The sequence below is a fragment of the Acidaminobacter hydrogenoformans DSM 2784 genome, assembly GCF_900103005.1.
Taxonomy (GTDB): Bacteria; Bacillota; Clostridia; order Peptostreptococcales; family Acidaminobacteraceae; genus Acidaminobacter; species Acidaminobacter hydrogenoformans.
In genome coordinates this window covers 69,481-76,180 of record NZ_FMWL01000018.1, presented here as the reverse complement: position 1 = coordinate 76,180, position 6,700 = coordinate 69,481, and the positions used below count along the sequence as shown (strand labels likewise).

Annotated in this window: 7 protein-coding genes; all 7 read right to left on the bottom strand. The window is 37.2% G+C overall.

Annotated elements, in window-relative coordinates; genetic code table 11:
- Positions 1-1,272: IS66 family transposase (gene tnpC / locus BLP63_RS13700; protein ID WP_092592519.1), on the bottom strand; the 1,272-nt coding region annotated here is incomplete at its 3' end.
- Positions 1,273-1,383: 111 nt separating this feature from the next.
- The gene (tnpB, locus tag BLP63_RS13695; RefSeq protein ID WP_092592517.1) at positions 1,384-1,740 is read right to left on the bottom strand and encodes an IS66 family insertion sequence element accessory protein TnpB; all 357 of its coding nucleotides are present in this window, start codon (positions 1,738-1,740) and stop codon (positions 1,384-1,386) included.
- The gene (gene tnpA, locus BLP63_RS13690; RefSeq protein ID WP_092592515.1) at positions 1,734-2,096 is read right to left on the bottom strand and encodes an IS66 family insertion sequence element accessory protein TnpA; all 363 of its coding nucleotides are present in this window, start codon (positions 2,094-2,096) and stop codon (positions 1,734-1,736) included. Before tnpA ends, tnpB begins: the two co-directional genes overlap by 7 nt.
- Positions 2,097-2,602: 506 nt before the next feature.
- A complete protein-coding gene (locus BLP63_RS13685) occupies positions 2,603-3,769 on the bottom strand; it encodes a nucleotide sugar dehydrogenase (RefSeq protein ID WP_092592513.1) in 1,167 nt (388 codons plus the stop codon).
- 107 nt (positions 3,770-3,876) lie between these two features.
- Entirely contained in the window at positions 3,877-4,890 is a 1,014-nt protein-coding gene (locus BLP63_RS13680; RefSeq protein WP_092592511.1) for an NAD-dependent epimerase, read from the bottom strand.
- A complete protein-coding gene (locus tag BLP63_RS13675; protein ID WP_092592509.1) occupies positions 4,890-5,378 on the bottom strand; it encodes a serine O-acetyltransferase in 489 nt (162 codons plus the stop codon). The genes BLP63_RS13680 and BLP63_RS13675 overlap by 1 nt, the downstream gene beginning before the upstream one ends.
- Complete coding sequence (locus BLP63_RS13670) at positions 5,375-6,574, bottom strand: oligosaccharide flippase family protein (protein ID WP_242870922.1); 1,200 nt, start codon at positions 6,572-6,574, stop codon at positions 5,375-5,377. The genes BLP63_RS13675 and BLP63_RS13670 overlap by 4 nt, the downstream gene beginning before the upstream one ends.
- Positions 6,575-6,700 lie beyond the last annotated feature (126 nt).

The following is a 6,700-nucleotide window of genomic DNA, read 5'->3' as shown; positions in this document are numbered from 1 at the left end:
GAGGGCATATTGAAGTGCCTTGCCAATCTTGGATTTCGAGAGTACTTTCGGCAATGTGTCTTCAACCCACGACCAAAAGGCCTCCAGAACCGGCAATTCCAGTTCAAGGCGTTTAGTTTTTCTGTCTTCAGGACTTAGCGCTTTGAGGTCGCTCTCTATATCGAAAAGCTTATTGCAATAGGCAATCCCAATCTTAGGCAATGTGGATTCCGGATTTTTGCTGTCTTTCGGCAGCGCATCCACAAAATAGCGCCTTACACGACTCCAGCAGGCGCACCGGGAGATTCCCTCCACTTTGCCATACCCAGAATACCCATCTGTATGTAGGTACCCCTTGTAGTCTCCAAGAAAGTCTGCAGCGACCTTTCCATTTCGACCGGCATTATAACGGAAGATCCGTATCGGTGCCCGACTGGTCTCTCCAGTGGCAAATACCCACATGTAAGATTTGCTTTGAGCTGTGCGTCCCGCTTCCTTCAACACCTGAAGGGTTGTCTCGTCAGCATGCAGGTAGTTTTGCTCAAGAAGTTTCTCTCTAAGTCGGTCCACCATTGGTGCCAGCCAAGACTCTGAGGTTTTTATAATCCAGTTGGACAGCGTACTGCGCTTCAGTTCCAAACCGAGATTTTTCCAGTCCTTCTCCTGGCGGTATAAAGGCACATGATTCACATATTTTTGATACATTGTCCAGGCTACACTTGATGCAGAGGCCATGGAGTGCGGCAAAACCGGGGCTGGTCCCTTGATCGTTATGATGTAGTCCCGTCCCTGACTGCGGCATGTCCTGCACTCTCTACTTTCCTGGTATAAGTGAACCAGCTTCATTGTCGCTGGTTGATACTCTATCTCTGTTCGCATGTACTTTTTTCCTATGGAATGCAGATGATCCCCATCGAATTCACAGACGCATTCTTCCTCTGCCAATCTATAAAAACGATCCTCCTCAGGAATGCCAGCCATAGCTTTTTCCCGGGAGTAGCCTTTTCGCGAGGGCTTCTTTGTGATTAAGATCTCTACCTCACCTGGATCCATGTGTTCTTCGGCCTCGTTAAATTGACCGAAGACAACTTCCTCCAGAACGATCTGCCCAGAGATCACATCCGTTTTTTCACTTTTTCTTCCGAAGAGCTTTTTTGTCAGATAATCAATCTGCTCTCTTAGCAATTTAGACTCTTCGTTCATTTGATCCAAGCTTTTTTGAAGGGCGGCAATGGTTTCGCTTTGCTGTCTGATGATATTCAAAAGTACAGTATCATTCGTTGCTGCAGTCATGACCAAGCCCCCCTTTTTCAGTATTGTGATGCTATGTATATTATATCATAGGCAGGGGTTTAAACCTATAAAATAATCCTCGAAAGCCTTGATATTTCTGGCTTTCGAGGATTAAATGATCTGTTTATTTTCCACTGTTTTTATTACTTTTTTCTGGTCGATCGTAAGGCCTTCCATAAGCCAACGGTATTGCTGTGCGGTGATCTCACGGACATCTTCCATGGTTTTGGGCCACTGGTAGATGCCATTCTCCAGCCGTTTGTACAGGAGGAGAAAGCCGTCTCCTTCCCACAAAAGTACCTTCATCCGGTCTCTTTTTCGACCACAAAACAAAAAGAGTGATTTTGAAAAGGGGTCCAGCTGGAAATTGGCTTGAACTATGGCTGAAAGGCCATCAATCTGTTTTCTCATGTCCGTATAGCCGCAGGCCACATAGATACGAATGTCTTCAGGAAAGCGGATTAACATTTGCTGTCTACCAGCCGAATTAAAGACTTCAGCGTCTGCTCGTCAGCGCCGTTGTATATGTCCATTTCCATACCGTTGTATAACTTGATTTTGGCGCAAAGCTGGCTGTGGGTATTGGATTGATCCGTGATCTCTGGCTTAAGTTCCACAAAGCGATTTGGATTTGTGATTGCCAGCGTACCCGCCTGGACAAGTGATTCCTCACGAATGATTCTTAACCAATAGTAGTACTGTGCTTCTCGAATACCCTGATCATTACACCAAGACTTGACGCTCAAACCGCTTCGTTTGTGCTCATTGATTAAAGTGCGCCACTTTGTCTTATGCATTTCGTGCTGGACACTTCGCATAGTCATAGGTTTTCATCCTTTCGACACTTTGATAGTCCACCAAGTCGCTTTGCTGACTATCAAAGTACTTTGTTTTAACCTATTGTCTCATGGCGAAGTACTATTTTAAATCCATGCAATTATTGATCGCTTACCTTTCATTTCACCCATCAACAAAATATTCTGTAAACTCATCTTCTGAAAAAACGGACATCTCTGCAACTAAAAATGCCCGTTCTTTTTCACTACTAATCATGGTGTCTAACTGATTATGGATATCAACCAGAATCACTACTAATCTGAAAAGTTACCATCACTGCTTATCTGGGATGTTTACCATCACAGCACATCCTGGTGTTACCCTCACTACTTATCTGGGATGTCAACCAGAATTACTACCTATCAACCAGATTGAGCTCACTTCGTATATAACCCTTATTAGAGCTAAGCCTCATATAAGATTCCCAAAATTTACTTATGTAGAGGAATAGGATCTTGGGGAGTTGGGGATGGTTGGGATCAAGTCTTGTACATTAATCTCTACTAAATAAATCTCTTGTGTAGACCTTATCCACTACATCTTTAATCTCGTCAGATAATCTATTAGCAACGATAACATCAGAGATTTTCTTGAATTCATCAAAGTCTTTGATTACTCGTGAATGGTAGAATTCATCTTCATGAAGTGCAGGCTCAAATACCACTACCTCGATACCTTTAGCCTTTATTCTTTTCATAACACCTTGAATTGCAGACTGTCTAAAGTTATCAGAATCCATCTTCATGGTAAGTCTGTATATTCCTACAATTTTAGGCTGTCTTTTAATAATCATGTCAGCGATATGGTCTTTTCTCGTTCTATTTGCATCTACTATCGCAGACATCACGTTTTGAGGCACGTCCTGGTAATTAGCCAGTAACTGCTTTGTATCCTTTGGCAAGCAGTAACCACCATAACCAAACGAAGGATTGTTGTAGTGAGTACCAATACGTGGATCAAGGCCTACACCCTCGATGATCTGTTTAGTATTAAGACCTCTTACTTCAGCATAGGAATCAAGTTCATTGAAGTATGCAACACGTAGCGCAAGGTAAGTATTAGCAAAAAGTTTGATAGCTTCTGCTTCTGTTGAATCTGTATAAAGAATAGGAATGTCCTTCTTGATTGCGCCTTGAGCTAGCAGTTCAGCGAACACTTTAGCTCTTTCAGATTGCTCCCCCACTACAATTCTTGATGGGTAAAGATTGTCATATAAAGCTTTTCCTTCTCTTAAAAACTCTGGCGAGAAGATGATGTTCTCAGTATCAAACATTTCTCTTACCTTCTCTGTGTATCCAACAGGCACTGTAGATTTAATTACCATTACAGCATCTGGATTGATTGATAATACATTTGCAATTACCGCTTCAACAGTTCTTGTGTTGAAGTAGTTCTTCTCTGGATCATAATTAGTTGGTGTTGAAATGATGACATACTCTGCGTCTTTATAAGCCTCAAAATTATCTGTGGTCGCAATTAAGTTGAGATCTTTTGTTGCTATATACTCTTCAATTTCAGGATCAATTATTGGAGACTTTTTATTGTTTATCATGTCAACTTTCTCTTTGATTATATCCAGCGCTGTTACCTCATTGTGCTGCGCTAAAAGTATGGCATTAGACAGACCAACGTAGCCTGTTCCGGCAATTGTTATTTTCATGGTGTACATTCCCCCTTTTCACTTCTATAAAATCTTAGACTCGAAGACCTCCATTTGTATTCAATAGTGGCTTTCATTATCATTTGCCCTATTCCCGGTTCAGAGATTTACTTCTCTACTTTATAATATTCTTCATACCATTCAACAAACTTCTTGAGGCCATCCTCGATACTCGTAGATGGCTTAAAGTTAATATCTCTTTCTAAATCACTTACGTCAGCATAAGTTCTAAGTACATCCCCTGGTTGCATATCCATGTATACTTTTTCAGCTTCTTTTCCAAGTGCTGACTCTAAAGCATTAATGAATCTCATGAGCTGTACCGGGTTGTTATTACCAATGTTATATATTTTATATGGCGCAAAGCTTGTACTTAAATCGTCCTTACTTTCATCCCAATCTTTATTAGCAACAGGAGCTTTATCAATTAGCTTAACGATACCTTCTACAATGTCATCAATATAAGTGAAGTCTCTTTCCATCTTTCCATGGTTAAACACTTTGATAGGTTTGCCGGCCAAGATGTCTTTTGTGAATGAGAAGTAAGCCATATCTGGTCTTCCATATGGGCCGTAAACCGTGAAAAATCTAAGACCTGTGGTAGGAATACCATACAAATGACTGTAAGTATGCGCCATCAATTCATTTGATTTCTTCGTAGCAGCATAAAGGGAAACTGGATGGTCTACATTATGATTCGTAGAGAATGGTGCTACCTTATTGCCACCATAGACAGAGCTAGAAGAAGCATAAAGTAGATGCTCCACAGGATAATTTCTACAAGCTTCTAAGATATTCATAAATCCAGTCAGGTTAGAATCCACATAAGCATAGGGATTCTCAATGGAGTACCGCACTCCTGCTTGAGCCGCTAAGTTTATGACGTGAGTAGGCTGGTAGGTTTCGAAGATATAATCAACAGCTGCCTTGTCTTTTAAATCTACTTTATGAAAATTGAAGCTATTGAATTTTCCTAAAATCTCAAGCCTAGACTGCTTGAGGCTTGGATCATAATAGTCGTTCAAGTTATCAATTCCTATTATTTGATAGGAATCATTAAGTAATTTCTTTGAAAGGTGAAATCCGATAAAGCCGGCTGCACCAGTTACTAATATTTTCATTAATGATAACCTCCGTGGTTTGATTCAATCTTTCTTAATGGATTTCCGACATAAACCGAATTGGAATCTAGATTTGTCATCACCAAAGAATTAGCTCCAATTATTGTATTATCACCGACAGTTATTCCACCTATTAATACTGCCCCTGTATAAATAGTAACATTATTTCCTATAGTAGGATATTCAATCTTTTCTCTCATAACACTATGTTTTGTACCTAATGTTACATTATGATATATTGTACAATTATCTCCTACTACCGCATTTCTGCCAATAATTATACCTTGGGGATGTGGAAGCGAAAAATTTTTTCCAATTTTTGTGTTTGCCCCTAAATGTATGCCATACTTTGATATAAGTCTATTTTTTACTAATAAAGATAGAAATTTATAACCCCTTTCACTTAGCAAAATAGCTAAATCACATAATTTTACTGAGTTTATGCTGGGTGTAAAAACAACATGAAAAATTCTCTTAATTCTTCTCATCTTTTCCTCCTTGACAATAATTTAAACTGATCTAATTCATTTTTATTAAATAGAAATACATCTTTTACTTTCAAGTTATAACTTGACATAAAAGTATATAAAAAAATTAGTCCGCAGAGTGAATAAGATAGAACTGAAGCGAATGCAGCTCCATTTATTCCGTGCAATGGAATTAATATGTAATTCAGAACGATATTTGAAAAAACAGATATAGCCAAAATGAACATGGCTTTTTTTTGCATTCCTCTAGCAATGTATAAAGTATTTATCATTTTGAAAAAAATCATTGAGATATTTCCAATAAGCAATAGCATAGTTACAAGAGTAGCCCCTTCAAAATCAGCTCCATATACTGTAGAAATAAATGTCTTTCCAAATACAGTAAATCCTAAAATTATAATAAAACTAAAGAATACATTGAACTTTATTGAAAAAGTTATGTGATTTAATGCATCATTTTTTGCAGTTTTATTAAAAAGCACATCTTTAAACGCATCTGGAATAACCCAAAGCATACCTGCAATCGTTACTCCCAAACTATAAAGACCTATTTGAGTAAAGTCTTCAAAACTCTTTAGAATTATGACATCAATTTTATAATTAAATGTAATTAACAAACTTGATATTGTTGGAAATATTGAAAAAATAAAAATTTCCTTAAATTTCGTTAGATCAACTCCTGCGCTATTAGGATAAATTTTGAATGCTATAATATACATTGCTACTGATAAAACTAACTTAAAAGCATATAGACTGTACATGATATCCAATTTATTATTATCGCTTAAAAAAAACACCAAAAATAGAGTAATAGTATAAATAGACAAGTCAACTAAACTTAACAAATTTTTTAAATTAATATTTTGTAACATTGCAATAAAACTAATTTGTTGATAAAACTGGCTAAATGAACTAAATACAAAGATTAGAAGAAGTGTCTTGTTACCAAAAACAAAAAAAACTAAAAGCGATATTAGTAAATAAAATGCTACCTGTAAATAAATGAAATTAATGAATTGTTTTAGTATTCTATCTCCATATTTTTTCATAAAATATGGTAACGCTTTAGTGATACTTAATGTCATTACTAATGAAAAAATACTTACATAATTCATTAAATAGGAATATTCTCCTTTTAACGATGGACCTAAAAACCTATTGATTAATATTGAACCAACAAAGGAGAACAATACCATATTCACCTTCGTAAAGACTGACACAATGTACGGATTTCCAAATATCGGCATTTCATCTTCTACCTTTCATGGCTAATTGTTGATTATTTGTTAATTTATAATTAATATACAGTATTTAGAATCATA